The sequence below is a fragment of the Prauserella alba genome, from assembly GCF_024171735.1.
Taxonomy (GTDB): Bacteria; Actinomycetota; Actinomycetes; order Mycobacteriales; family Pseudonocardiaceae; genus Prauserella; species Prauserella alba.
On record NZ_JAMTCH010000005.1, the window covers coordinates 652,469 to 676,703 of the forward strand.

General features: G+C 70.0%; 20 protein-coding genes and 1 pseudogene. 10 read left to right on the forward strand and 11 right to left on the reverse strand.

Translation table 11 applies throughout. From position 1 onward, the window contains the following. The 6 genes and pseudogenes from nuoL (at position 1) to LY12_RS18700 (ending at position 9,576) form a co-directional block, all read left to right on the forward strand. Positions 1-1,899: an NADH-quinone oxidoreductase subunit L gene (nuoL, locus tag LY12_RS18675; protein WP_253858512.1), complete on the forward strand. Its 1,899-nt coding sequence runs from the start codon at positions 1-3 to the stop codon at positions 1,897-1,899. Next, on the forward strand, positions 1,896-3,443 hold the full coding sequence (locus tag LY12_RS18680; RefSeq protein WP_253858515.1) for an NADH-quinone oxidoreductase subunit M: 1,548 nt from the start codon (positions 1,896-1,898) through the stop codon (positions 3,441-3,443). Before nuoL ends, LY12_RS18680 begins: the two co-directional genes overlap by 4 nt. 6 nt (positions 3,444-3,449) lie before the next feature. Then, the gene (gene nuoN, locus LY12_RS18685; protein ID WP_253858911.1) at positions 3,450-5,024 is read left to right on the forward strand and encodes an NADH-quinone oxidoreductase subunit NuoN; all 1,575 of its coding nucleotides are present in this window, start codon (positions 3,450-3,452) and stop codon (positions 5,022-5,024) included. Between the two features lie 175 nt (positions 5,025-5,199). Further along, the gene (locus tag LY12_RS18690) at positions 5,200-6,228 is read left to right on the forward strand and encodes a polyprenyl synthetase family protein (protein WP_253858518.1); all 1,029 of its coding nucleotides are present in this window, start codon (positions 5,200-5,202) and stop codon (positions 6,226-6,228) included. Between the two features lie 1,907 nt (positions 6,229-8,135). Then, positions 8,136-8,342: pseudogene (locus LY12_RS26285) on the forward strand (sunset domain-containing protein); the annotation flags it as partial. A 370-nt stretch (positions 8,343-8,712) separates the two neighbouring features. Beyond that, positions 8,713-9,576 (forward strand): SDR family oxidoreductase, encoded by an 864-nt coding sequence (locus LY12_RS18700; protein ID WP_253858521.1) that lies wholly within the window; start codon positions 8,713-8,715, stop codon positions 9,574-9,576. Positions 9,577-9,696: 120 nt separating this feature from the next. Here LY12_RS18700 and LY12_RS18705 read toward each other — a convergent pair whose 3' ends face one another. Continuing rightward, entirely contained in the window at positions 9,697-11,082 is a 1,386-nt protein-coding gene (locus tag LY12_RS18705) for an NAD(P)/FAD-dependent oxidoreductase (protein ID WP_253858523.1), read from the reverse strand. Positions 11,083-11,332: 250 nt separating this feature from the next. Here LY12_RS18705 and LY12_RS18710 point away from each other — a divergent pair, with 250 nt between their 5' ends. After that, positions 11,333-11,611, forward strand: coding sequence for a type II toxin-antitoxin system RelE/ParE family toxin (locus tag LY12_RS18710; protein ID WP_253858527.1), 279 nt, complete (start codon positions 11,333-11,335; stop codon positions 11,609-11,611). Between the two features lie 10 nt (positions 11,612-11,621). Beyond that, complete coding sequence (locus tag LY12_RS18715; RefSeq protein WP_253858530.1) at positions 11,622-11,921, forward strand: HigA family addiction module antitoxin; 300 nt, start codon at positions 11,622-11,624, stop codon at positions 11,919-11,921. A gap of 235 nt (positions 11,922-12,156) precedes the next feature. Here LY12_RS18715 and LY12_RS18720 read toward each other — a convergent pair whose 3' ends face one another. The 3 genes from LY12_RS18720 to LY12_RS18730 form a co-directional block, all read right to left on the reverse strand. Beyond that, complete coding sequence (locus LY12_RS18720; protein ID WP_253858531.1) at positions 12,157-13,221, reverse strand: 2-oxoacid:ferredoxin oxidoreductase subunit beta; 1,065 nt, start codon at positions 13,219-13,221, stop codon at positions 12,157-12,159. Between the two features lie 34 nt (positions 13,222-13,255). Further along, positions 13,256-15,172 (reverse strand): 2-oxoacid:acceptor oxidoreductase subunit alpha, encoded by a 1,917-nt coding sequence (locus tag LY12_RS18725; protein ID WP_253858533.1) that lies wholly within the window; start codon positions 15,170-15,172, stop codon positions 13,256-13,258. A 180-nt stretch (positions 15,173-15,352) separates the two neighbouring features. Then, entirely contained in the window at positions 15,353-15,799 is a 447-nt protein-coding gene (locus LY12_RS18730; protein WP_253858912.1) for an Lrp/AsnC family transcriptional regulator, read from the reverse strand. A gap of 73 nt (positions 15,800-15,872) precedes the next feature. Between LY12_RS18730 and LY12_RS18735 the strand changes: the two genes are divergently transcribed. After that, a complete protein-coding gene (locus LY12_RS18735; protein WP_253858536.1) occupies positions 15,873-16,838 on the forward strand; it encodes a dimethylarginine dimethylaminohydrolase family protein in 966 nt (321 codons plus the stop codon). Positions 16,839-17,033: 195 nt separating this feature from the next. Here the strand turns inward: LY12_RS18735 and LY12_RS18740 are convergent, their stop codons facing one another. From LY12_RS18740 to LY12_RS18765, 6 genes are all read right to left on the reverse strand, one after another. After that, the gene (locus tag LY12_RS18740; RefSeq protein ID WP_253858539.1) at positions 17,034-17,840 is read right to left on the reverse strand and encodes an MBL fold metallo-hydrolase; all 807 of its coding nucleotides are present in this window, start codon (positions 17,838-17,840) and stop codon (positions 17,034-17,036) included. A gap of 98 nt (positions 17,841-17,938) precedes the next feature. Next, positions 17,939-18,289 carry a VOC family protein gene (locus LY12_RS18745; protein ID WP_253858542.1) on the reverse strand — a complete coding sequence of 117 codons (351 nt, stop codon included), beginning with the start codon at positions 18,287-18,289 and terminating at the stop codon, positions 17,939-17,941. Between the two features lie 149 nt (positions 18,290-18,438). Beyond that, positions 18,439-19,305, reverse strand: a complete 867-nt coding sequence (locus tag LY12_RS18750; protein WP_253858546.1) for a metal ABC transporter permease — start codon at positions 19,303-19,305, stop codon at positions 18,439-18,441. Next, positions 19,292-20,182 carry a metal ABC transporter permease gene (locus LY12_RS18755; protein WP_253858913.1) on the reverse strand — a complete coding sequence of 297 codons (891 nt, stop codon included), beginning with the start codon at positions 20,180-20,182 and terminating at the stop codon, positions 19,292-19,294. The genes LY12_RS18750 and LY12_RS18755 overlap by 14 nt, the downstream gene beginning before the upstream one ends. Positions 20,183-20,256: 74 nt before the next feature. Continuing rightward, on the reverse strand, positions 20,257-20,985 hold the full coding sequence (locus LY12_RS18760; protein WP_253858914.1) for a metal ABC transporter ATP-binding protein: 729 nt from the start codon (positions 20,983-20,985) through the stop codon (positions 20,257-20,259). Positions 20,986-21,173: 188 nt separating this feature from the next. Next, on the reverse strand, positions 21,174-22,190 hold the full coding sequence (locus tag LY12_RS18765; protein ID WP_253858549.1) for a metal ABC transporter solute-binding protein, Zn/Mn family: 1,017 nt from the start codon (positions 22,188-22,190) through the stop codon (positions 21,174-21,176). A 226-nt stretch (positions 22,191-22,416) separates the two neighbouring features. On the opposite strand from LY12_RS18765, the gene htpX reads away from it, so the two are divergent. Continuing rightward, on the forward strand, positions 22,417-23,277 hold the full coding sequence (gene htpX, locus LY12_RS18770) for a zinc metalloprotease HtpX (protein ID WP_253858552.1): 861 nt from the start codon (positions 22,417-22,419) through the stop codon (positions 23,275-23,277). Positions 23,278-23,595: 318 nt separating this feature from the next. Here the strand turns inward: htpX and LY12_RS18775 are convergent, their stop codons facing one another. Beyond that, positions 23,596-24,177, reverse strand: a complete 582-nt coding sequence (locus LY12_RS18775; protein ID WP_253858554.1) for a TetR/AcrR family transcriptional regulator — start codon at positions 24,175-24,177, stop codon at positions 23,596-23,598. Positions 24,178-24,235: the final 58 nt, after the last annotated feature.

Sequence of the window (24,235 nt, forward strand, 5' to 3'; positions counted from 1 at the left end):
GTGATCGCATCATCGTGGCTGCTGGTCGCGTTCCCGGCGCTCGGTGCGCTCGTGCTGCTGGTCGGCGGTAAGCGCACGAACTCGTGGGGCCACCTGCTCGGCTGTGCGACCGTCGCGGCGTCCTTCGTGTACGCGCTGGCGTTGTTCGCGTCGGAATCGCTGAGCCAGGCGGCGGACACGACGCTCTGGTCGTGGATCCCGGTCGAGGCGCTGCAGGTCGACTTCGGACTGCGGATCGACCCGCTGTCGATGACGTTCGTCCTGCTGATCACGGGCGTGGGCGCGCTGATTCACGTCTACTCGATCGGCTACATGTCAGACGACCGCGACCGGCGGCGGTTCTTCGCCTACCTGAACCTGTTCGTCGCGTCGATGCTGATCCTGGTGCTGGGCAACAGCTTCGTGATGCTGTACCTCGGCTGGGAGGGTGTCGGCCTCGCTTCGTACCTGCTGATCGGCTGGTACACGGACCGCCCCGCCGCGGCGACCGCGGCGAAGAAGGCGTTCCTGATGAACCGCGTCGGCGACGTCGGCCTGGCGATCGCGATCTTCCTGATGTTCAAGCACATCGGCAGCACGAGCTACGAGGCGGTGTTCGCCGGCATCGGCGACGTCTCGCCCGGTGTGGTCACGGCGATCGCGCTGCTGCTCCTGTTGGGCGCCTGCGGTAAGTCGGGCCAGTTCCCGCTGCAGGCGTGGCTGCCCGACGCGATGGAGGGTCCGACCCCGGTGTCGGCCCTGATCCACGCCGCGACGATGGTCACCGCGGGCGTCTACCTGATCGCTCGCGGCGCGCCGATCTACAACCTCACCGAGGACGGCAGGCTGGTGGTCGCGCTCGTCGGCGCGTTCACGCTGCTGCTCGGATCGATCATCGGCTGCGCCTACGACGACATCAAGAAAGTGCTGGCCTACTCCACCGTGAGCCAGATCGGCTACATGATGCTCGCCGTCGGCCTCGGCCCGTTCGGCTACGCGCTCGCCATCGCGCACCTGCTCACGCACGGCTTCTTCAAGGCGGGCCTGTTCCTCGGCGCCGGGTCGGTCATGCACGCCATGAACGACGAGGTCGACATGCGCAAGTTCGGCGGGCTGGCGAAGAAGCTGCCGATCACCGCCGTCACGTTCGGCCTCGGTTACCTGGCGATCATCGGGTTCCCGTTCCTGTCGGGCTACTTCACCAAGGACGCCATCATCGAGGCGGCATTCGGCCAGGAGGGCTGGCGCGGCTGGGTGCTGGGCGGTTCGGCGCTGTTGGCCGCGGGCATCACGGGCTTCTACATGACGCGGCTGATGCTGCTGACGTTCTTCGGCAAGGAGCGCTGGCGGGAGACGACCTCGTCGGACGGCCGCGAGTTCCACCCCCACGAATCGCCGCCGACGATGACCGCGCCGATGATCGTGCTGTCGATCGGGTCGGTCGCCGCGGGCGGACTGCTCATCGGCGGTGACACGCTGGCCGAGTTCCTCAGCCCGTCGGTCGGGGCGTTGCAGGAAAGCCACCACGGCGTGCTGCCGCACGCACTGATCCCGTGGTTGACGGTCCTGGTCTCGGCGCTCGGCGTGCTGGGCGCGTGGGCGCTGTTCGGGCGACGGGACACGTCGGTGCAGCGTCCCGAGCGGGTGTCGTGGCCGGTACGGGCCGCGCGTAAGGACCTGTACGGCAACGCGCTGAACGAGGCCCTCGTCGCGACGCCGGGCCTGTGGCTCACGCGGTCCGCGGTGTTCCTGGACAACCGGGGCGTCGACGGCGCCGTCAACGGTCTGGCCGCCGCGTTCGGCGGAGGTTCCGGACGGCTGCGCCGGATGCAGACCGGTTTCGTCCGCTCGTATGCACTGTCGATGCTCGGCGGCTCGTTCCTGATCGTCGGCGCACTGTTGTTGGTGAGGTTCGGATGACCTGGCTGCTCGCACTGATCCTGCTGCCACTGCTCGGTGCGGTGGCCGTGGCCTTCCTGCGCCGCGACGACCGGCTGGCCGTGATGACCGCCTTCGCGGTGTCCATTGTGGAGCTCGTGCTGATCCTGCCGCTGTGGCTGAGCTACGACCCCGGCGGCGATCGCCTCCAGCAGGTGTCCTCGCTCGAGTGGATTCCCGCGTTCGGGGTGCACATCTCCTTCGGCATCGACGGCATCGCACTGCTGATGATCGCCGTGATCGCACTGCTCGTTCCGGTGGTCATCGCGCTGCTGCGCTCGACCGACAAGTTGCCGGAAGGCAAGGACGTCGGCGGGCTGCTGTCGCTGATCCTCGTGCAGCAGTCGTTGACGATCGCGGTGTTCGCCGCGACGGACGTGTTCCTGTTCTACGTCCTGTTCGAGATCATGCTCATCCCGATGTACTTCCTCATCGGCGGCTACGGCGGGCCGAGGCGGCAGTACGCCGCGGTGAAGTTCTTCCTCTACTCGTTCCTCGGCGGGCTGATCATGCTGGCGTCGGCGATCGGGGCCTACTCGCTCGCCGCCGACGAACTCGGCGAGGGCACGTTCGACTGGGCCACGCTGGTGCAGGTCGTCAGCGAGGCGCCGCTCGAGACGCAGATCTGGCTGTTCCTCGGGTTCTTCCTCGCGTTCGCGATCAAGGCGCCGCTGGTGCCGTTCCACACCTGGCTGCCCGACGCGGCGAGCCAGGCGCCGGTGGGCGTGACGGTGCTGCTGGTCGGCGTGCTCGACAAGGTCGGCACGTTCGGTTTCCTGCGCTACAGCCTGCCGATGACGCCCGACGCCAGCGCCGAACTCGCCCCGTTCGTGCTCGTGCTCGCCGTGGTCGGCGTGATCTACGGTTCGATGCTCGCCGCGGGACAGACCGACATGCGGCGCTTCGTGGCGTACGTGTCGATCGCCCACTTCGGATTCATCGCGCTCGGCATCTTCGCCTTCACCCAGCAGGCCGTGGCCGGTTCGGCGACGTACATGCTCAACCACAGCCTCGCCACCGGCATGCTGATCCTGGTGCTCGGCATCGTCGCGGCGCGCGGCGGCCACACCCGGATCGACGCCTACGGCGGCATGGCCAAGGTGACGCCGGTGCTGGCGGCGATGCTGCTGATCGCGGGCCTGTCGGCGTTGTCGCTGCCCGGCACGAACTCGTTCATCAGCGAGTTCCTCGTGCTGCTGGGCGCGTTCGACACCCGGCCCGCGTACGCGGTCGTCGCCACGGTCGGCATGGTGCTGGCCGCCGCCTACGTGCTGTGGCTGTACCAGCGGATCATGACCGGGCCCGTGCGCGGTGACGCGATGCTCGCGGCGGCGCCCGGCCCGGGAACGGTGCAGGCCCCGGAGATGGGCGCCCGCAAGACGATCCGCGACCTGGGCGGACGGGAGATCGCGGCGCTCGCGCCGCTCGTGGTGCTGATCATCGGGCTCGGCTTCTACCCGAAACCCGTGCTGGACACCGTCAACCCGTCGGTCGAACAGACCATCACCGCGGTGCAGGAAAGGTAACCGGCCATCGTGAATCCGTTTCTCGCGCAGCAAGTGCAGCCCGTCGACGCCCCCGGGATCGACTGGGGCGCGATCCTGCCCATGGTGATCGTGTTCGGCGCCGCGTGCGTCGGGGTGCTGATCGAGGCGTTCGTGCCGAAGCACCAGCGCTGGTCCGGACAGGTCGTGCTGACGCTCGGCTCGATCGCCGCCGCGGGCATCGCGCTGGGCGCGTACGTGAGTGGCAGGCCTGAGCACGGCGTGGTGACGATGGGGACGACGCTGTCGATCGACACACCCGCGCTGTTCCTCTGGGGCACGCTGCTCGCACTGAGCGTCGCGGCGGTGCTGATGATCGCCGACCGGTCGGTCGAGCCGGGCGGTTCGTTCGTCGCGCAGGCGGGCATCGCGCCCGGCACCGTGCAGGACCGCGCGCAGGTGCAGTCCACCGGGATGCAGACCGAGGTGTTCCCCCTCGCGCTGTTCGCGCTCGGCGGGATGATGGCGTTCACCGCGGCCAACGACCTGTTGACGATGTTCATCGCGCTCGAGGTGCTGAGCCTTCCGCTGTACCTGATGTGCGGGCTGGCCCGCAGGCGGCGGTTGCTGTCGCAGGAGGCGGCGGTCAAGTACTTCCTGCTCGGCGCGTTCGCCAGCGCGTTCTTCCTGTACGGCCTCGCGCTGCTGTACGGCTACGCCGGGTCGGTGAAGCTCGCCGACATCGCCACCGCGTCCGCGGGCACCGACCGGTCGGACACGCTGCTGTTCGCGGGCCTCGGCCTGCTGATGGTCGGCCTGCTGTTCAAGGGCTCGGTCGGGCCGTTCCACACCTGGACGCCCGACGTCTACCAGGGCGCGCCGACCCCGGTGACGGGGTTCATGGCGGCGTGCACGAAGGTGGCGGCGTTCGGCGGGATCCTGCGGGTGCTGACCGTGGCGTTCGAGGCCACCAGCTGGGAGTGGCGCGGCGTGCTGTGGGCCGTCGCGATCATCTCGATGGCCATCGGCGCGGTACTGGGCCTGACGCAGACCGACCTGAAGCGGATGATCGCCTACTCGTCGATCGCCCACGCCGGGTTCCTGCTCATCGGCACGATGGCGCTCACCGACGAGGGGCTGTCGGGCACGCTGTTCTACCTGCTCGCCTACGGGTTCACCACGCTCGCGGCGTTCGGCGTGATCTCACTGGTGCGGGACTCCTCCGGCGAGGCGACCCACCTGTCGGCGTGGGCAGGCCTGGCGAAGCGGTCGCCGCTGTTGGCAGGCGTGTTCACGTTCCTGCTGCTCGCGCTGGCCGGTATCCCGTTGACCAGCGGGTTCGTGGGCAAGTTCGTGGTGTTCTCCGCGGCGTTGTCCGACGGCATGGCCCCGTTGGTGGTGATCGCGCTCGTCTTCAGTGCCGTGGCGGCGTTCTTCTACCTGCGGGTCGTCGTGCTCATGTACTTCTCCGAGCCGGCGTCCGACGGGCCGACGGTCAGTGTGCCGGGTGCGTTCACCACGGCGTCGATCGCGCTGGGCGTGATCGTCACGCTGCTGCTGGGCGTGCTGCCGACGTTCGCTCTGGACTGGGCGGGAGCGGGTGGTTTCGCACTCGGCGGGTGACGGCGGCGCACCGGTGACGCCGGGCGGTGTCGACGGTCACGTCTGAGCAGGGCTGATGCGTAATCGCCCCGTGAAGACTTGCCAGTAGGCTGGGGCCGGTTTTGACGGGACGCCAGACCCGGCGCCCGGAGGAGAACCGGCCGTGGAACCCAGTGCCGAGAGGGCGGAGCGAGCAGTGTCAGTGCGTGACGGCGCCATCGAAGAACTGCGCGCCTCGGTCGGACTGCAGATCGACGACGAAGCGCTGCTGACCGAGCTCGCGGGTGGTCTGAGCGCGGTGGAGCAGCTGCTGCGCGAGGTCGTCCGCAGTGACGTCGCAGCGGTCAACGAGGCCGCCCGGCACCTGGTCGAAGCCGGGGGCAAACGTTTTCGTCCGCTGTTCACGCTGCTGGCGGGACAGTTCGGCACGGCAGGTGAGGACGCGCGCGAGGGCGTGGTCACCGCGGCAGCGGCCGTGGAACTGGTCCACCTCGCGACGCTGTACCACGACGACGTCATGGACGAGGCGACGATGCGCCGCGGTGCGGAGAGCGTCAACGCGCGCTGGGACAACACGGTCGCGATCCTCACCGGTGACTTCCTGTTCGCGCACGCCTCCCGGCTGGTCGCCGACCTGGGCACCGACGCGGCACGGATCATCGCCGAGACGTTCGGCGAGCTGGTCACGGGCCAGATGCGCGAAACGGTGGGCCCCGGCCAGGGCGAGGACCCGATCGAGCACTACCTGACGGTGATCGGGCAGAAGACGGGATCGCTGATCGCCACGTCGGGCCGGTTCGGCGGCATGCTGTCGGACGCGTCGCCGGAGCACATCGAGGCGCTGCGGCGGTTCGGTGACCTCATCGGCACGGCGTTCCAGATCTCGGACGACATCATCGACATCGACTCGCCGTCGGCCGAGTCGGGGAAGTCGCAGGGCACGGACCTGCGTGAAGGTGTGAAGACGCTGCCGATGCTGTACGAGCTCGCCGAGGACAGGCCCGATCCGCGGCTCGTGGAGCTGCTCGGCGGCCCGATCACCGACGACGCCGAGGTCGTCGAGGCGTTGACACTGTTGCGTTCATCGCGTGGCCTGGAACGCGCACGCACCACCCTTTCAGGCTACGCTCAGCGCGCGAGGACGGAGCTGGAGGCATTGCCGCCGACTCCGGCGCGGGATGCCTGCGAATCGGTCGCCGATTACCTCGTCGCACGCACCCACTGAGGGAGGACACCGCACCAATGTCCGTTTTTGGGCAGGTCTGGGTGTTCAGCGCGATCGCTTTCGTGCTGGGCGCCTTCCTGGCCTGGGTTTTCCTGGTTCGGCCCGCGCGTAAGCAGATCCGCAGTCTCGAGGAGAGACTCGTGGCCCGCGAGGCCGATCTACGCCGGATCTCCGAGCCCGCCCTCGGTGCGGCCGGCACGGCGCAGACGCGGACGGAGCGGGGCGACCCGTTCAGCGACGCCGACGAAGCCCTGGCAGGGACGGATGCGTACGGGGCAGGCGCGGCCGTCGACGTGCCCGATCGGCCGGAGCCGGAGACGTCGTGGCTCGAACGTGACAGCCTCAGCGGCGACTACGCGGGCGGTTACGCCGCCGGTGGTTACGCGGACCGGGCCGACGACTTCGACCTGGCCGACCGGCCGGACGACCTGGAGATCCCCGCCGACTCCGGCGACCGGTTCGCCCACGACGCGGACTACGACGCCGGCTACTCGGACGGGTATCGAGCCTTCGCCGACGACCGTGCCGGTGACGGCGAGTACGACGGCACCGGATACGACGACCCCGGACACCACGACTCCGGATACAGCGGCATCGGATACAACGACTCCGTCGGTGACGAGGAGGGCCGTCACGTTGAGGGTCAGGACGACCCGACCCGGTACGTGGCCGCACTCGACCGGGATGCCGACGACCGGGATGCCGATGACCGGGGTGTCGCCGACGACGCACCGGTCTCGTCGGTGCTCGACCCGGACGAGATGCGCAGCGCCCCCGGCGGCACCGACGCCGATGCCGACGTGGCCGCGTCCGAAGCGGAGTCGACCCGCCTGATCGGCCCGGACGAGGGTCCCGGCGGTGATTCCGGCGGCGCGCCTACGACCGGGGCGAGCCCCGGTTCCTCCGACGATGCGGGAACGGACCAGGCAGGTAGCTCGACAGCGGGCTCCGACGTGGCGGGCTCCGCGTTGCACCTCGGCGCACCGTTCCAGCCCGTGACGTCGTTCGACGCGACCACCGAACTTCCCGTCGGCGGTCTGCAGGACAGCGGTCTCCAGAGCGACGGCCTCCGGGGCAGCGACGTTCAGGGCAGCGAGGTCCAGGGTGGCCTGCGGGAATCCGGCCTCGCAGGCGACGACGCAGTCACCGGCGGGCAGGACACCGGCGCAGGTGACCAGGCGCACCCGGCCGAACGGCCGGGAAGCCTGTTCGAACCGACCCCGATCGACGACGCTGACGATGCCGAGGACCCCGGCGCCGAGCCTTCCGAGGCCGGTGACACGGGAACGGGTGACCCGGCGACGGGGGAGGCCGGGTCCGGCCACGCCGGTGTCGGCACCGCTGCCGAGACGGGCGCTCCGGGATCGAACGGGTCGGAAGCGCTGCCCGCGGACCCACCCGCGTACGCGTTCGGCGGGCCCGGCGCCGGTCCCGACGAGGACGCGGTCGAGTCGACGAACGTGCTGCCGAAGCGCACGCCGCGGCAGCGTCCCCCTGGCGGTTTCGACGCGCCGAAGCCCATCCAGCCGTCGATGCGCGCGATCACCCGCAGGGAGCCGGACGCGGCGACGCAGAGCGGTTCGCTGTTCGAACCGGCCTCGCCGGGCGAGTCGGCGTCGTCCGGGCCCGCAGCCGAACCCGCCGACGCGGGCCAGCAGACCGGGCAGGCACCTCCCGAATCGGGGCAGCTGACGAAGTTCGTGACGCCGACCGGGCAGGTGCCCACCGGCGACGACGCGATGTCGGGGCAGCTCGCCGTCGAGGAGACGGGCGCTCCGCAGGCCGGTGCGGGCCAGGGCAGCCTCGACCGGTCGGACGCCGACCACCCCGCACAGGCTGGAACAGGGCAGGTCGGAGCGGCCGCTGCTGGTGCCGACGCGGGAACGGCCGACGATGCGGATGCCGAGTCGGCAAGGCCGGGGCCCTTCGGCCCTGGCTCGGCGATGCCGTTGCCGGGCGGTGGCAGCCCGTCGCCGGAGTTCACGGTGAAGGCGAGTGTCACGGCGCTGCGGTACGTCACGGACGCCTCGCCGCAGTACCCGCGCATGGTGGCCGAGGTTTGGTTCCGCAGCCCCGCCGACGCCGAACGTGTCGGCTTCCGCCCTCTCACCTGACGACGGCTTGCGCGCCGGTTGACGACGATCGCGCGCAGGTGCCCGCGGCCGGGCCTTCGACGGTGATCACCGGTTCCGGCTGCGAGCCGATGGTCGCGCCTTCTCGCACCTGTGGTGTCGTGCCCGTACCCGGCGAGTGAGTGCGGGGTGCGGCGCGCGTCGGTCCGGTTCCCGTGGCTCGGGGTGCGGCGAGCACGGCAAGCCTCCACCATCGACGTCGGAGGGTCGGGCACGGTCGACCGTTCGCGCCGGCCCTCGGTCGATGCCGCCACTGTGCGGGATCGCGACCGCGGGATCGCCACCGCGGTGTCGCATCGTCGTGGTGTGGCAATCGCTGTGCCGTCCTGTCCGACAGTACCCGGGAGGAAGTATGAGCACGGCCGCATCGGGTTCGCCTCCGCCGCAGCAGCAGGATCCGCCCGGTGGCAGCGGCGGCCTGGATCCGCAGCCGCGGGACGAGATGCGCGACTGGACCGGCCGCGGGCTGCTCGAAGGGAAGGTGGCCCTGGTGACCGGCGGGGACTCCGGCATCGGCAGGGCGGTCTGTGCGGCCTTCGCCAAGGAGGGTGCCGACGTGGCGCTCGCGTACCTGTCGGAGGACGGCGACGCCGAACACACGGCGTCCCTGGTGCGCGGGGCGGGGCGCCGTTGCGTGACGCTGCGCGGCGACCTCGGCGACGCCGAGCACTGTGTCCGTATCGTCGAGGACACGGTGGCCGACCTCGGCCGGCTCGACGTCGTGGTCAACAACGTGGCCACTCAGGAACCCTACGACCGGCCCGACGACATCGCCGACGAGCAGTGGCTACGCACCTTCGAAGTGAACATCCACAGTTTCTTCCGGGTCACGAAGGCGGCGTTGGCCCACTTGGGTCCCGGCGCGGCGATCATCAACACCGGCTCGGTCAACGGGCTGCGCGGCAACAAGCGGCTCATCGACTACTCCGCCACCAAAGGTGCGGTGCAGTCGCTGACGCACTCTCTCGCCCAGTCCTTGATGAGCCGCGGGATCCGGGTCAACTGCGTCGCGCCCGGTCCGGTGTGGACACCACTGATCCCGGCCACGATGCCGGAGGAGAAGGTCGAGCAGTTCGGCGAGCAGGCACCGATGGGCAGGGCCGCCGACCCGGACGAGATCGCGCCGTCGTACGTGTTCTTCGCCGCGAATCAGCTGTCGTCGTACTATACGGGCGAAGTGCTCGCCCCCACCGGCGGCGAGACCATGCCCGGGTAGCGCCGGGTGCCGGTCACAGCCGGCGGTGTGGGGCCGGATCGCGGTCCCGGCGCCGCCACCACGTCGTGCTCCTGAGGCGGTGCGCTGCCCGCGAGGTTCCGCACGGGCGGGGCGCCGCCGTCATTCGCCACGTCGTTCGGAGCCCGCGCCGTCGCCGCTCGCGCGCAGGCCGGTGGTCGGCTCCCGCGTCGCGGGCGGATCCGAACGCAGGTGCGGCAGTTCGGGGGAGGACGTGTCCAGCGGCACGGTCCCGGAACGGACCAACCCGAGTTGCACGCGAGGCCGCGTCGTGACCGCCTCCAGTGTCCAATCGAGCGCGACCCGGAGCCGGTTCGTCGGCATGGCCGCCAAGTGATACCCGCGGGTGACGGCCTTGGCCGGTATCCCGGAGAGAGGTATGTGCAACGGGTTCGCGGCGGCCTTGCCCGCACCCAGGTCCACGACGAAACCGAGATCGCGGTGCCGGTACGGGGCGGACGTGCCGTGGCCCAGCGAGGCGGCGACGTTGCGGGCGGCCAGCCTGCCCTGCCGCACCGCGTGCTGCGCGGTCATCGGGGTGAGGCGTTCCCGGTGATGAGGATCGGTCACCGCGGCAGCATCCCCGCACGCGAACACGTGCGGGTAGGAAGGCACCGACAGATGGTCGTCGACCACGAGCCTGCCCTGCTGGGTTTTCAGGCCGAGGGACTCCACGAGCGGATCGGGACGGACGCCCACGCACCAGACCAGCGAACGTGTCCGCACGAACTGATCGTTGCTCAACGTGACGCCCTCGTCCGTGCTCTCGGTGATCGACGTCTCCGTCAGAATCTCGACACCGCGTTCCCGGAGCACCTCGTCGGCCGTGCGCGACAACCGGCGATCGAGCTCGGGCAGCACACGGGGCGCGAGGTCCAGCAGCTTCCAGCGCATGGGCTGATCGCGCAGTTCGGGATGCCGCGCCGCCAGCGTCTCGGTGAACGACGGCCCCTGCGCGGCGATCTCGGTGCCCGTGTACCCGGCGCCGACCACGACGAACGTGCAGCGGGCGTCACGCTCCTGCGGATCGTCGGTCATGGCCGCCAGCTCGATCTGCCGCGTCACGTGGTCCCGGAAGTACAGCGCCTCGGGCACGCCCCGGAACCCGTGCCCGTACTTGGCCACTCCCGGGATCGGCAGCAGCTTGTTGACACTGCCGGCGGCCAGCACGAGCCGGTCGAAGGACAACGAGCCCGCGTTGCCCTCGGGGTCGTCGTAGGACAGCTCCTGCCGATCCGGGTCGACCGTGGTGACTTCCCCGAGGACCAACCGCACGTTCGGCAACGTCGCGGGCAGCGAGATCGTGACCGATCGGGGGTCGAGGATCCCCGAGCCCACCTCCGGCAGGAGCGGAACGTACAGGAAGTAGTCGGTGGGGTTGACGAGGATGATCTCGACCTCGTCGTGGTCCACGTTCTTCGCCAGGTGCCGCGCCGCGTGAAAACCGGCGAATCCGCCACCGACGATCACTACTCGCGTCCGTGTCATCCTGCCCCTCTGCCGAGTCCGGGTGCGACCCGAGTCGTTCCCGGTCCACCGCTCGGCGAAACCAGCTCTACGCGGGGCGGCGCGCTCGACGTCGCCGGCAGTCGAGGACCCTTCGCGGACCTGCGCCGTCAGCGCCGCGCGGTACGTCGACGAGTCATCATCGTCACCGGATCACATGAGTAGCGAATGCTTGCGCGTCTCGATACTATCGGAGTACGTTAGTACTCGTGAGGTTCACCAGTAGGGCGTCATGATCCGATCGTTCGCGAACAAGAACACCGAGAACATCTGGCGCCGTCGCGACACCCGACTGCCACCCGACGTTCGACGCCGTGCGTGGATGAAGCTCGCGATGCTCGACAAGGCAGGGCAGCTCGACGACCTTCGAGTTCCGCCCGGCAGCCGACTCGAACAACTACGCGGCGACCGTGCAGGACAACACAGCATCCGCATTAACGACCAGTGGCGCATCTGCTTCACCTGGACCGACAGCGGGCCCGAGCACGTCGAGATCGTCGACTATCACTAGGGAGAGAGGCATGACCACCGCGCCCACCATGCCGCCGGTACACCCCGGCGAGATCCTCAAGGAGGAGTTCCTCGAGCCGATGGGCATCACCGCGTACCGGCTCGCGAAGGCGATCGGAGTCGACCAGACACGCCTGTCGCAGATCATCACTGGACGTCGCAGCATCACTGCAGACACCGGACTACGCCTGTCGCGGTTCTTTGGCATGTCCGAGGGGTTCTGGACCGGGCTGCAGGAGCTCTACGACCGCGAGACCGCGCGTGACGCGCTCGGCGACGAGCTCGAACACATCCAACCGATCTCGGCGTGATGTCCAGCTGATCCGGTAGGCCGGCAACCGACTCGAACAACTACGCGGCGACCCAAGGGCACCGACCGGTCCGTGCACCGTGCCGAAGATGCACCGTGCCGAAGCTCTCGAACACCTCGCCCAGCAACTCAGGCGGCCGACCACGCAAAACGCTCGGCTGGGCAGGGCCCAGCCGAGCGTCTGCATGATCTACTGACGACCACATCGGCCATCCGGTGCTGCGAGGCCCGGGACGCTACTCGACCGTCCAGGTGTCCTTGCCGGTGAGCAGGGCCTGCAGGTCGCCCGGCTTGGCCTCCTGAGCCTGCTGCACCTGGGCGCGGGCCTGGTCGTCGTAGGTCTCCCGCTCGACCTGGCGGAAGATGCCCGTCGGGATGTGGTTGAGGTGCTGGTCCCCGATGCGCGACAGCGCGAACCCGTACGCCGTGTCCTCGATCGACGGGTCGTGCACGACCAGGTTGTCCTCGCCGATGTCGGCGACCTTGCCGACGTCGAGGCCGCCGTAACCCGTGGTGGTCACACCGAACTCGCCCTCGGCGCCGAACCGGATCGGCTCGCCCGGGGTCAGCGGGATCAACCGCTGCGCCGCCTCGTCCTTGTCCTTGAGCATGTCGAATGCGCCGTCGTTGAAGATCGGGCAGTTCTGGTAGATCTCCACGACCGCACTGCCGCGGTGCTGGGCGGCGGCGCCGAGGACCTCCGTGAGGCCCTTCTTGTCCGAGTCCATCGCCCGGCCCACGAACGTCGCCTCGGCACCCAGCGCGAGGGAGACCGGGTTGAACGGGGTGTCCACCGAACCCATCGGAGTCGACTTGGTGACCTTGCCCGGTTCCGAGGTCGGCGAGTACTGCCCCTTCGTCAGACCGTAGATCCGGTTGTTGAACAGCAGGATCTTCAGGTTGACGTTGCGGCGCAGCGCGTGGATCAGGTGGTTACCGCCGATGGACAGGGCGTCGCCGTCACCGGTCACGACCCACACCGACAGGTCCGGCCGGGTCGTCGCCAGGCCGGTCGCGATCGACGGTGCACGGCCGTGGATCGAGTGCATGCCGTAGGTGTTCATGTAGTACGGGAACCGGCTCGAACAGCCGATCCCGGAAATGAACACGATGTTCTCGCGCTTGAGGCCCAACGTCGGCAGGAACGACTGGATGGTGTTGAGCACGATGTAGTCACCGCACCCCGGGCACCAGCGCACTTCCTGGTCGGACTTGTACTCCTTGGCCTTCTGCGGCTCATCGGTCGTGGGGACCAGGTCGAGCCCACCCATGCTGGGCAGGCCCAGGTCGGTGGCTGTCATACTGCCGCCTCCGCGGGAAAGAGTGCGTCGTCGGTCATACTGCGGTGACCTCCCTGAGGATGTCGGTGAAGACGCTTTCGAGTTCTTCGGCCTTGAAGGGCAGTCCGGCGACCTTGGTGTAGGACTGGATGTCGGTCAGGTACTTGGCGCGCAGCAGCATCGACAGCTGGCCGAGGTTCATCTCGGGCACGACCACGTGGTCGTAACTGGCGAGGACCTCACCGAGGTTGGCCGGCAGCGGGTTGAGGTGGCGCAGGTGGGCCTGGGCGATCGGCATGCCCTTGGCACGCACCCGCCGCGCCGCGGCGCCGATCGGACCGTAGGTCGACCCCCAGCCGAGGACCAGTACGCGCGCGTCGCCGGTGGGATCGTCGACCTCGACGTCGGGCACGGCCACACCGTCGACCTTGGCCTGGCGCAGCCGCACCATCTTCTCGTGGTTGTCGGGGTCGTAGGAGATGTTGCCCTTGCCCTCGGCCTTCTCCAGACCGCCGATGCGGTGCTGCAGCCCCGCCGTGCCCGGCAGCGCCCACTCGCGGGCCAGCGTTTCCGGGTCGCGCTGGTACGGCCAGTGCTCACCGGACCCGTCCGGCGCGTTGGGCTCGGACGCGAACGTCACCGACAGGTCGGGCAGGGTCGAGACGTCGGGGATCAGCCACGGCTCGGAGCCGTTGGCGACCGCGCCGTCGGAGAGCAGCAGCACCGGCGTGCGGTAGGTCAGTGCGATGCGGGTCGCCTCGAGCGCGATGTCGAAGCAGTCGGCAGGCGTCGCCGGGGCGACGATCGGCACCGGGCATTCGCCGTTGCGGCCGAAGTAGGCCTGCAGCAGGTCGGCCTGTTCGGTCTTGGTCGGCAGGCCCGTCGAAGGCCCGCCGCGCTGTACGTCGATGACCACCAGCGGCAGCTCGGTCATGACGCCGAGGCCGATGGTCTCGGCCTTCAACGCGATCCCCGGGCCGGACGTCGAGGTGACGCCCAGCGCACCGCCGTAGGCGGCGCCGAGAGCCGCGCCGATGCCGGCGATCTCGTCCTCGGCCTGGAACGTGGTGATGCCGAAGTTCTTGTGCTTGGACAGCTCGTGCAGCACGTCGGAGGCAGGCGTGATCGGGTACGTGCCCAGCAGCACCGGCAGTCGCGACTGCTGCCCGGCCGCGACGATGCCGTAGGCGAGCGCGGTGTTGCCCGTGATCTGCCGGTAGGTGCCCCTCGGCAACTTGGCGGGGGCGATCTCGAACGTCGTGCCGAACGCCTCGGTCGTCTCGCCGTAGTACCAGCCCGCGCGGAAGGCCAGCACGTTCGCCTCGGCGACCTCGGGCTTCTTGGCGAACTTCTCACGGAGGAACGCCTCGGTGCCCTCGGTCGGCCGGTGGTACATCCACGACAGCAACCCGAGGGCGAACATGTTCTTGCAGCGCTCGGCGTCCTTCTTGCCGAGTCCGGTGTCGGCGAGCGCGCCCTGCGTCAGGGTCGACATGGCGACCTCGTGCACCTCGAACGCCGACAGCGAGTCGTCCTCGAGCGGGTTGGACTCGTAGTCGACCTTGGCCAGGTTGCGCTTGCCGAACTCGTCGGTGTTGACGATGACGGTGCCGCCCTTGGGCACGTCGCCGATGTTGGCCTTGAGCGCCGCCGGGTTCATCGCCACCAGCACGTCGGGGCGGTCGCCGGGGGTGAGGATGTCGTAGTCGGCGAAGTGCACCTGGAAGCTCGATACGCCCGGGATGGTGCCCTGAGGTGCGCGGATCTCCGCGGGGAAGTTCGGCAGCGTCGCGAGGTCGTTGCCGAACGCCGCCGCCTCCGACGTGAAGCGGTCGCCGGTCAGCTGCATGCCGTCGCCGGAGTCACCGGCGAACCGGATCACGACACGCTCGAGCCGGTTGACCTCTGTCGGTCGGGACGCCGACAGCGCGTCGGTGCCGGCCGCTGCGCTGCCGTTCGCACTCGTGCTCATGGGCCAGGAAATCCCTCTCTGACGACTGGCGCGCCCAGCGCGCAATACTTCGAGATTACTTGTTGTTTTCAGGGCGAGCGGACGGGTGTGATTTGCCTTACCTATGGTGCACGAGTGATGACCCCCGGATTCCACGACCTGAGACGGCGACGGCTCCGCCGAGCGTATGTTTCAGGGTAATCATTCGCCTGGATTTGGGGAACGCTCCAGAAGTGTCGACAACACGACGGTCGACACGGTCCGGTCGATGATCTCCAGGCCGCGGAGGCGTTCGAGCGCCGATTCGAGGTGATGGATATCGGACGCGCGCAGGTGCACGATCGCGTCGGCAGCACCCGAGACAGTGTAGGCCGCCACCACTTCGGGCAGTGGCTCCAGGTGGGAGCGGATGCGCGCGGGGGAGACATTGCCATGGCAATGCACCTCGACGAACGCCTCCGTCCCCCAGCCGAGCGCCTCCGGGTCGACCACCGCGGTGAAGCCACGCAGTACCCCGTCGTCGAGCAGCCGGTCGACGCGGCGTTTCACTGCGGGAGCCGACAGTCCGACCTCCTTGCCGATCTCTGCGTAGCTCGATCGCGCATTGGCAACGAGGCGAGAAACGATCCGCTGATCCAACGTGTTCATGCGCAATGATTAGCACACTGGTGCGCAATCTTCGTCGATTGTTTGCGTGACCGGGCGGTTCTACATTCGAAGCATGACAGGCGATCACGCGCTGCCCGTACGTGTCCCGACCCCCCGCCACTACCTCATGTGCCCGCCGCGGTATTTCGCCGTGGAGTACTCGATCAACCCGTGGATGGACCCCGACCGGCCCGTCGACACCGAGCTGGCCATGCGGCAGTGGACGACGCTGCGTGACACCTACCGCGAACTGGGCCACACGGTCGACGAGGTGCCGCCGCAGCCTGGTCTGCCGGACATGGTGTTCGCCGCCAACTCGGGAACCGTCGTGGGCGGCCGGGTGCTCGGATCGCGGTTCCGCGCACCGGAGCGTGCCGCCGAGGCCGAGCACTTCCGGCGTTGGTTCGTGGAGAACGGGTTCCGCGACTTGACGATGCCGCGGCAGATCAACGAGGCCGAGGGCGACTTCGTGTGGACCGGCGCGCTACTGCTGGCCGGCACCGGGTTCCGCACCGATCCCGGCGCCCACGCCGAGGCACAGGAGGCGCTCGGGGTGCCGGTGGTGTCCCTGCAGCTGGTCGACGAGCGCTACTACCACCTCGACACGGCGCTGTTCGTGCTCTCCGGCGAAGCCGACGGTGCCGGCCCCGTGGACGGCACCGGTGCCACCGCCCGTGTTGCGGATTCGGGGCCCCGTGTTGCGGGTTCCGGAGACCGTGTTGCGGGTTCCGGGGGAGCCGGCCGTGTCGGTGGTGGTTCCCGGGCGCAGATCGCCTATTACCCGGAGGCGTTCTCGGAGGGTTCGCGGCGGGTGCTGCGGCGGCTGTTCCCGGACGCGGTCGTCGCCACGAAGGCCGACGCGGAGTGTTTCGGGCTCAACGGGATCTCCGACGGCCGCCACGTCGTGCTTCCCGCCGAGGCGACCGGCCTGGCCGAACAGCTCACCGCGCGGGGCTACGAGGTGCGGTTCGTCGACATCTCCGAACTGCGCAAGGCCGGCGGCGGGCCGAAGTGCTGCACCCTGGAGATCCGCAAGTAGCCGCGTGTCCTGCGCCCACCCGTCGCCCGACCGCCCCCCAACGCCGGGCTGACACGCGACTGTGCGTTGCGCGTGTTCTGCACCCAGGCCCGCGTGTTCTGCACTCGGAACGGCGTGTGTGCGCCCCGGATCTGCGTGGTCAGCGCCCGCCGGTCGGCCGGCCACCACCCTTCGGCCGGCCACCACCCCTCGGGGTTACGGCGTGACAGCTCCGCCTCGCGGGTTCTGCGTTCCGGTGACCACGAAGGTCTCGCCCGGCGCTGCGTACTCGACGTCGTGGTCGAGCACGGCGCCGGCGCGGGCCGTCGCGTCGGCCGGGGTCAGGAAACGGCCGACGTGCGTGACGATCAGCCGGCGGGCGGCCGCGGCTCGGGCGGTGTCGGCGGCGTCCTCCGGGGTGTGGTGGACCTGGGGCCCGGCGGTGGGTGTGCGGTCGCTCTCGGCCTCGCACAGCAGGACATCCGTGCCGGCGGCCAGCTCCGTGAGCGCGCCGCACGGGGCCGTGTCGCCGGAAAAGGTCAACGACGTCCCGCACGCCTCGACGCGTACGGCGAACGCCGGCATGCCGTGTCGTACGGCGCGGCTGGTGAGCGTCATCGGGCCGACCTCGGCCCGGTGGCCGTCGTGCAGCGCGCGGACCGTGAACGCGGATTCAACGGGGCTGCGGTCGGGGCCGTTGGTGAGGAAGTGGGCCAGCCGGTCGGCGGTGCCCGGTGGCCCGTACAGCGGGATCGGCGTGGCGAGATCGATGTCGGCGAACAGCAGCGCGTAGTAGGCCGTGAGCAGGTCGGCGCTGTGGTCGGCGTGCAGATGCGAGATCCAGATCGCGTCGATCTCGTCGAGTCGCGTGTGTCGTTGCAGCGCGGCGAGCGTTCCGCTGCCCGCGTCGACCCAGACGCGCGTCTCGCCGTTCGTCACCAGGTATCCGGAGCAGGGGTTGCCGACCGTGGCGTACGGCGTGGCCGATCCGAGCACGGTGAGCAGCAGGTGATCACTCGGCATTCGCGCAGCCTACGGTTGGCGCCGGCGGAGGTGCGAGGCGTTTTCCGCGGGTGAGCGGTGCCGTGGCGCCCGGCCGGGCCGTCAATCGGGCGTGGGCGTTACCCGGCGTGGGAGGTGTCGATCACGCAGAAGCGGTTGCCCTCGGTGTCGGCGAGCACCACGAAATCCGGGTCGGCAGGGTAGAGGTCCCAGTCGACTCGCGAGGCGCCCAGCGACACGAGGCGTGCGACCTCGGCCGTCTGCTCGTCGGCGTCGGCGGCGTAGAGGTCGAGGTGCACACGGGGATGCGGCTGGACCGGGGAATCACTCGAATCCAGAGCCACGCCGGGGCCGTGGCCGTCGCGCGGGGTGAGCACCACGAAGTCGTCGTTGACCGCGGTGCTGCGGGGGACGTAGTCGAGCGCGGCGCTCCAGAAGGTGGCTGCCCGCCGGACGTCGGCAGCTCCCATGACGATCGTTCCGATGTGTAGCACAGGAGCACTGTCGACCGCCGTCGCGGAGACGTCAACACGCGTCCCGGAAAGCGCAACACGCGTCCCGGAATCCGCAACACGCGCCCCGGAACCTGCAACACGGCCCCTAGTGCAGGACACGCAGGTCAGGTGCGGGCCCTCCACCGGGCCAGCACGCCGCGGCGGGGTGCCAGCACCAGCGCGAGCGCGAACAGCACCCCGCTGGCGAGGCCGATCGTGCCGGGGATGGACGTGTCCAGCGACACCGCGACGCCGTGGCCCGCGACCGAGGCGACCCACCCGCAGCCCGCCGCGACGACGAGCATCGACCCGAGCCGCGCCGTCAACAGCCGTGCCGTCGAGGCCGGCACCACGAAGAACGTGATCACCAGGATCGCGCCGACGCTGTCGAACGCCACGACGGCCAGCCCCGCGACGGCGACGAGCAGCACCTGGCCGATCAGCCGGCCGCGCAGTCCCGCCAGCTCGGCGAACGCGGGGTCGAACGTCGCCGCCTGCAGCGGCCGCCACAGCCCCACGACGAGCGCCACCACGGCGACCGTGGCCACGCCGGTGATCACCAGCGACCGCGGCACGTCGGCGCCGAACAGGGAGATGGTGCGCAGCGGTGCGAACGTCAGGTCGCCGTAGATCGCCGAGTCCAGGTCGATGTGCGCTCCCGACGCGAACCGGCTGATGCCGAGGATGCCCAGCGAGAACAGGGCGGGGAACACCAGGGCCAGCGCGGCGTCCGATTCGACGACGCCGCTGCGCCGCAACCAGTCCGAGCCGAGCACGCACAGCACGCCGAACGCCGTCGCGCCGACGACCGTCCACAGCGAGGCGCGTTCACCGGACAGCACGAAGATCAACACGATGCCGGGCAGCACGGCGTGACTGACCGCGTCGGGCAGCAGCGCCTGGCCGCGCAGTACGAGGAAGCCGCCGAGTACCGCACACGACGTCGACAGCAGCCCGGCGATCACGATGATCATCACGTCATCGGGTGACATGGCCACGCTCCTCCCGCAGCCTGCCCGCTCGGGCGCGCGCGATGACGCCGCGTCGCGGGGCCAGCACCACCGACAGCACCGCGAGTGCCGTCGCCAGCAGCACGATCACCGGCCCGGCAGGCAGTTCCGCACGCCCGGAGACGAGCCCGCCCGCCGCGCCGCACGCCGCCCCGATGACGGCGGACAACGGCAGCAGGACCGCCAGCCGGGTGGTCAGCTGCCGCGCGGCGACGACCGGAGCGACCAGCAACGCGACCATCAGGATCGCCCCGACGGTGCGCACGCCGAGCACCACGGCGAGCGCCAGCAGTCCCGTGCTGGCGGCGTCGACGATCCACGTGCGCACCCCGGCGACGGCCGTGAACCCCGGATCGAACGTCGCCGACCGCAGCAGCCGGAATCCCACCAGCACCACCGCGACGGCGACACCCGCTCCCGCCAGCGCGACGACGATGTCGCGTTCCACCATGCCCGCGGTCTGCCCGAGCAGGTACTCGTCCAAGCCGGACTGCTGGGCGTTGCCGCTGCCGGAGATGCCGGTGAGCAGCACGATGCCGAGCGTCAGCGACACCGAGAGGACGACGCCGATGGCCGTGTCGGACCGCAGTCGCCCGGTGCGTTCCAGCGCGATCATGGCGAACGCCGCGAGCGTCGCCGAGATCGCAGCGCCGAGGAGCAGCAGTTCCGGCACCTTGGCGCCCGTGAGCAGGAACGCCACCGCCACACCCGCGAGAGTGCCGTGGCTCATCGCGTCGCCGAACATGCTCCGCTGCCGGAGCACGGCCAGCGGCCCGAGGAGCCCCGCGACGAAGCCGACCACGGCCGTGCCGACGACCACCACGGCGTCCGGGTAGGACAGCGGCAGCGCCTCCAGCAGCCCACCGAGCGAGCCTGCCTGCAGCGTTCCCGTCTGCAGTGCTCCGGCCTGCAGCGAGCCGGTCACGACGGCACTCATCGGGTCGCCAACGGCGCCATGCCGTAGGCACGTTCGAGGTGCTCGGGCGTGAGCACGTCGGCGGGCGCTCCCGCGGCGACGACGGTGCCCGCCATGAGCACCGCGTGCTCGAAGCTGTCCAGCACCTCGCGCAGGTCGTGGTGCACCGCGATGACCGAGACGCCCTCGCGGCACAACCCCGTGAGGATCTCCAGCAGCGCCTTCTCGGTGCGCGCGTCGACAGCGGTGAACGGCTCGTCGAGCACGATGAGATCCGCACGCTGGGCCAACGCCCTCGCGAGGAACACCCGCTGCCGCTGCCCCCCGGAGAGCTCGTCGATCGGACGGTCCGCCAGGTCCGCGACGCCGACCTGCGCCATCGCACCCGCCACGCAGTCGTCGTCCGCGGGCGTCAGCCTGCGCAGCCAGCCGCGGTGCGGGTAGCGGCCCATCTCCACGACCTGCACCGCCGTGATGGGGAAGTCCTTCGCGACGGCATCCGACTGCGGCACGTAGGCCACGCGTTTGCGGACCCGGCGCAACGGCTGTCCCAGCCAGCGCACCGTGCCACGCACCGACGGCACGAGCCCGAGCGCCGCCTTGACCATCGTCGACTTGCCCGCACCGTTCGGCCCCACGACGGCGCTGAGCGTGCCCGCCGGGATCTCGACGTCGACGCCGGCCAGCACGGGCCGCCCGCCGTACGAGGCACTCATGCCCTGCAAACGGAGTGCCGGTTCGGTCATGCGTCCGCCTCCCGTGGGAACGAGTACATCGGTCGTGCCGGCCCGCTCCCCGGGAGAGAGCGCGACGGCGGTGTTGGTTGCCGCCTCCGCGGGGGAGAGTGCGTCGGCGGTGTTGGTTGCCGCCTCCGCGGGAAGGAGTGCGTCGGCGGTGCTGCTCGCCGCCTCCGCGGGAGGGAATGCGCCGGTGGTCATGTCAGTGCCTCCGTGAGGGTGGCCGCGTTGGCGCGCAACATGCCCAGGTAGCTGCCGTCGGGGCCGGTGGAGTCGGAGTACAGCTCGCCGCCGACGCTCACCTCGCCGCCGCGGTGCCGGGCGGCGGCGACCATCGAGTCGACGGTCTGCCGCGACACGCTCGTCTCGAGGAACACGGCGGGCAGGTTCTCGTCGGCGAGCAGTTCGGCCACGCGCGCCACGTCGGCGGTCGTCGCCTCCTGCTCGGTGGAGATGCCCTGGATCGCCACGACGTCCATGCCGAACGCGTCGCCGAAGTAGCGGAACGCGTCGTGCGAGGTGACGAGTGTGCGGCGAGCTGCGGGAATGCGGTCGATCGTGCGCTGGACCTCGTCGGCCGCGGCGCGGATCTCGTCGTTGTAGGCCTCGCCGCGGCGGCGGTAGTCGGCGGCGTGCTCCGGGTCGAGGTCGGCGAGACGCTCGGCGACGGCGTCGACGACGTGCGTCCACAGTGCGGGGTCGTGCCAGATGTGCGGGTCGTGCTCCTCCTCCGGGGCCGACCCGGCGGGCGGGCTCAGCAGCTCGCCGGTCGGCACTGCCTCACCTGCCATCAGCACCGGCTTCGTGCGGCCGACCTCGTCGAGGGTCCGCTGCAGGGAACCCTCCAGGTAGAGCCCGACGGCGATCACCGCGTCGGCACGGCGCATCTCCCGCAGATCCCCCGCCTTGGCCTGGTACAGGTGCGGATCGACACCGGGGCCCATGAGCCGCACGGTCTCGACGTCGTCGCCGCCGACGTGGCGCACCGTGTCGTCGAGGAACGTCGTGGTGGTGACGAGCCGGAGCGTGTCGTTGTCGGCGCTCCCGGGCTGGAGGGCGTAGCCGACGGCGCCGGAGATCGCCAGGACGAACACCACACCGAGCGCCACGAGCGCGCGTCGATCACGCCTGCGGGCGCGACCGCGCCGCTGTGCCTGCCTGCGGCGTTCGTCGGCGTTCGCGGCGGCGATGTGGCCGTCACCAGTGTCGTTCATGCCCCACCCTCGCGGTTTCGGTGCGCCGAACTCTACTGTACGACGGGACGAACACGACAGCCGCTGTGGTGTGATACACGGCTCGTCACCTCGTCGGCCGTAGGCTCACACCGCGCTGACGTGGAACTTCGCCGGAGCTTCGGGCGTTGAACCGTACGCCGGCCACATGTGGTGGCCGCAGCTACGGGGACGGTTCCCGCCCGCGGACCGGGAGGAGGGTGAGCCGGTGCACAGGCACCACAACGGCCTCAAGACGGCACTGCTGCTGGGGTTGATGAGCGCGCTGATCATCGGCATCAGTGGCCTGTTCGGCAGGGGTGCGCTCATCATCGGACTGCTGATCGCGCTGGCCATGAACGGCTACGCCTACTTCAACTCCGACAAGCTCGCCTTGAAGGCCATGCGCGCCCAGCCGGTGTCGCAGGCGCAGCAGCCCGCGATGTACCGCATCGTTCGCGAACTGGCGACCTCCGCGCGCCAGCCGATGCCGCGGCTGTACGTCAGCCCGACCCGCGCGCCCAACGCGTTCGCCACCGGGCGTAACCCTCGCAACGCCGCCGTGTGCTGCACCACGGGCATCCTGGAGATCCTCGACGAACGCGAGTTGCGCGCCGTGCTGGGTCACGAGCTCGCCCACGTCTACAACCGCGACATCCTCATCTCGTCGGTCGCCGGTGCGCTGGCCAGCGTGGTGAGCTTCCTGGCGAACATGGCGATGTTCGCCGGCATGTTCGGCGGCAACCGCGAGGGTGGCAACCCGATCGGCATGCTGCTGCTGGCGCTGCTCGGGCCGGTCGCCGCGGGGATCATCAAGATGAGCGTGAGCCGTTCCCGTGAGTATCAGGCGGACACGTCGGGTGCCGAGCTGACGGGCGACCCGCTGGCGCTGGCGTCGGCGTTGCGGAAGCTCGAACAGGGCACCAATGCGGCACCGCTGGCTCCCGAGCCGAAGGTCGTGTCGCAGTCGCACCTGATGATCGCGAACCCGTTCCGTCCCGGTGAGCGCATGTCGCGGCTGTTCTCCAGCCACCCGCCCATCGAGGACCGCATCCGCCGCCTCGAGGACATGGCCCGCCGCCAACTCTGACGCCTGCGCGTGCCGTGTTGCGGATTCCGGGGCGCGTGTTGCGTTTCCAGGGGCCCGTGTTGCGCTTTCCGGGATCGGTTTGCGTCGCCGCGTGTTCTGCACTCAGCACCGCGTATTCCGCGCTCGGTACCGCGTGTTCTGCATTCCGGCAGGCCCGGCGTTCAGCGATCGGCCGGCGTGCGACCGCCTTTCCCGTCGTCTTCAACACCCTGACCTGCGATGCGCGCCCGCGAACCCGCAACACGGCCCCGCGAACCCGCAACACGGGCACCGGGGTGCAGTCGTGCCACGGCGCCGGGTGGCGGAGGGGCAACACCGTTACGGTCGGCGTTCCAGTGCTCGGCGTGCGAACTCGACCGTGTGGGCGCGCAGCACCGCGTGGCGCTCGGTCTCGTCGACACCGCGGACGAGGAAACCGGCCAGTTGCGGCATCGCGTGCGGCCAGCAGGCGAGTCCGAGCAGGGTGAGCAGGGTGGCGGCGGTGGCGTGCGGATCGGCGGTGGCGCCGGAAGGGTCGTCCAATGCGTCGGCCAGGGCCGAGACCTTCTCGTCGTAGGCCTGTGCGCGACCGTCGGGATCGGGTACCGGGCGGTCGCCGTAGTGCAGTGACTCCCACAGCAGCAGACGCAGCAGTACCGGGTGGTCGCGGTGGTAGTCGTAGAGCTTGCCGACGTACTCGGCCAGGTCGCCCGACGGTAGGCCGATTCCCGTTGCGTGCTCGGCTTTCGCGTCGGTGACCACGGCGTCGAACAGCTTCTCCTTGCTGCCGAAGTAGCCGTAGATGCGTTCCTTGTTGACGCCCGCGCGGGCTGCGATCGCGTCGACGCGCGCGCCCGCGATGCCGTGCGCCGCGAACTCGTCGCGGGCCGCGGTGAGCAGTCGTTGCCGGGTGTCGTTCATGTGCCCATGTCTACCACCGTTCCAACTGTTCAGTTGACTTCCAACTAGTTGGTTGGCC